Below are 2,532 nucleotides of genomic sequence, written 5' to 3'. Positions count from 1 at the left end.
AACCGTTGAGAGTTTCGGACGCCGCTAGGCGTCAGAAAGTCTTCGATGCCCGAACCGCGGTGGTCATGGTCGGAGCTATGGGGAAAGCTGTTTTGCGCTGATGGTGGGGAAGCCAGGTGCTGCCCAAAAGCGGACGTGCGTGAGAGCGGACCGTCCGGATTTAGACCGCGAAAGCGGACGCCGAAAGTCCGACCGTCCGATTTTGAGCGTGCGACGTCTGCTTTTGGGCAGTGTCGACGCGAGCATGTCCGCTTCCAGGCGCGGGTGCGCGCTGGATCGTGTCGGTGCCAGGCCGTGCCGGGTCACGGCGCCGGTGCCCCGGATGAGAGTAGGGACGGTGGCGGCGCGCGAGGCTGATAGCGGCGCTCGAACACCTCGATGATGATCATGGTACCGCCGCAACAAGGACAGGTCGGCTGGACCTCGGGCTCGTCGGGCGGATCGCCTGGCGGTGCGGGCGCGACATCGAGCAGGCGGCGCGCGCGTTCAAGATGATCCTTGCGGTGTGCGCTGGCGAGGAGGCCATAGTGGCGTATCCGGTGGAACCCGCGCGGCAGGGCGTGGAGGAGAAAGCGGCGGATGAACTCGCCGGCGGCGAGGGTCATGATCTGCTGCCGTGTGGCGCCGGCCTTGCGGTAATCCTTGTAGCGGAAAGTGACCCCGGCCTCGTCGAACCGGAGGAGACGGCTGTTCGAGATCGCGACCCGGTGGGTGTAGCGGGAGAGATAGGTAAGGACCGCTTCGGGACCCGCGAACGGCGGCTTGGCATAGACCACCCAGCGCTTCTTCCTGACGGGTGAAAGGTGGCGCAGGAATGCGCGTCGTTCGGCGAGAGGCGTGAGGCTGCCAAAGAAAGCCAGCCTGCCAGCGTCGTGCAGCGCGCGCAGCCGGGTGAGGAACAGGCGGCGGAAGAGCGCGCCAAGGACGCGGACCGGCAGCAGGAAGGCGGGGCGTGCGGATATCCAGCGCGTTCCATCGCGCGAGATGCCGCCGCCGGGCACGATCATGTGGATGTGCGGATGATGGGTCAGCGCCGAGCCCCAGGTGTGAAGCACCGCGGTGATACCGATCCGGGCGCCGAGGTGCCTGGGGTCGGCGGCAATCGTGAGCATTGTATCGGCCGCGGCCTTGAACAGCAGGTCATAGACCAGCGCCTTGTTGTGGAAGGCGATCGCGGCGATCTCGGCAGGCAGGGTGAACACGACGTGGAAGTAGCCGACCGGGAGGAGGTCGGCCTCGCGCGCTTCGAGCCAGGTGCGGGCGGCGGCGCCCTGGCACCTTGGGCAGTGTCGGTTGCGGCAGCTGTTGTAGGCGATCCGCCAATGCCCGCAGTCGGTGCAGGCCTCGACATGACCGCCGAGCGCGGCGGTGCGGCAATGCTCGATCGCCGACATGATCTTGAGCTGGTGCAGGCTCAGATGCCCGGCATGCGCGGTGCGATACGCGGGTCCAGCAGCACGGAAGATGTCGGCGACCTCGAGTGAGGCGCGCATCGGCCTCAGCCGTCGGGCGCCTCTTCGCTCGGCGATGCGAGCGCGAGCCTGTCGAGCGGGCTGATGATCGACCGCACCGTCTTGGTCGCAACCTGGGTATAGAAGGCGGTGGTGTTGAGCTTGGCATGGCCGAGCAGCGCCTGGATGACGCGGATATCGACACCGTCTTCGAGCAGGTGGGTGGCAAAGCTGTGGCGGAGCGTATGCGGTCCGACGCGCTTGTCGATATCGGCGGCCTCCGCGGCCTCGACAACGACGCGGTAGAGCTGGCGTGTGCTGATCGGCGTTGCGGCGCTCTGTCCGGGGAAGAGCCAGCCATCGGGAACGAGGATGCCCTGTTGCCGTCCGGCGCGCCACCAGTCGCGCAGCAACAGGAGCAGGCCTTCGGGCAGCATGGCGTTGCGGTAGCGCCCGCCTTTGCCGCGCTCGATCCGCAGCAGCATGCGCTTGCTGTCGATATCGGTGACTTTTAGCGCCGACACCTCGGCGACGCGCAATCCCGCGCCATAGGCGACCGACAGCGCCGCCTGGTGCTTGAGCGAGCGGGTCGCATCGAGCAGCCGCTTCACCTCGGCCATCGTCAGCACGACGGGGATCTTGCGAACCTGCCTGGTGCGGACGAGCTTGCGCGCGAGGTCCGGACGGTCGAGCGTGTGCGTGAAGAAGAACCTCAGCGCGCCGACGATGCTGTTCATGGTCGGCGCCGGGACGCCCGCCTGTTGCTGCTCGATCTGGAACTGCCGGATATCCTCGGCGCTCGCGGTATGCGGCGAGCGCCCGAGCCAGGTCGCGAACCGCCCGACGTCGCGCAGATAGTTGCGCTGCGTCTCCTTCGAGAAGCGGCGCATGGTCATATCGTCGATCAGGCGCTGGCGTAGCGGGCTGATCGGGCCAATCTGGATAAGCTCGTTCATCGTTCGACTCCTCAGTTGAAGGAGTCGAAAGGGTCTGCCTGTGGCAGCTCGCGTTCAATCAGGCGCGGCGCTCGCTGGGCGACATTACATCGACACTAGCACCAATCCGCGGAGCGGTTCGTGCA

At 66.6% G+C, this 2,532-nt stretch carries 2 protein-coding genes; both read right to left on the bottom strand.

The genetic code is table 11. The features are described 5' to 3' along the window. Positions 1-302: 302 nt before the first annotated feature. Entirely contained in the window at positions 303-1,493 is a 1,191-nt protein-coding gene (locus QOL79_RS19505) for an IS91 family transposase (RefSeq protein WP_283420419.1), read from the bottom strand. A 5-nt stretch (positions 1,494-1,498) separates the two neighbouring features. Further along, on the bottom strand, positions 1,499-2,407 hold the full coding sequence (locus tag QOL79_RS19500) for a tyrosine-type recombinase/integrase (RefSeq protein WP_283420418.1): 909 nt from the start codon (positions 2,405-2,407) through the stop codon (positions 1,499-1,501). Between the last annotated feature and the right edge of the window lie 125 nt (positions 2,408-2,532).

It is taken from the genome of Sphingopyxis sp. Geo48, from assembly GCF_949769155.1.
Taxonomy (GTDB): Bacteria; Pseudomonadota; Alphaproteobacteria; order Sphingomonadales; family Sphingomonadaceae; genus Sphingopyxis.
This window is presented reverse-complemented; position numbering and strand designations above follow the sequence as displayed.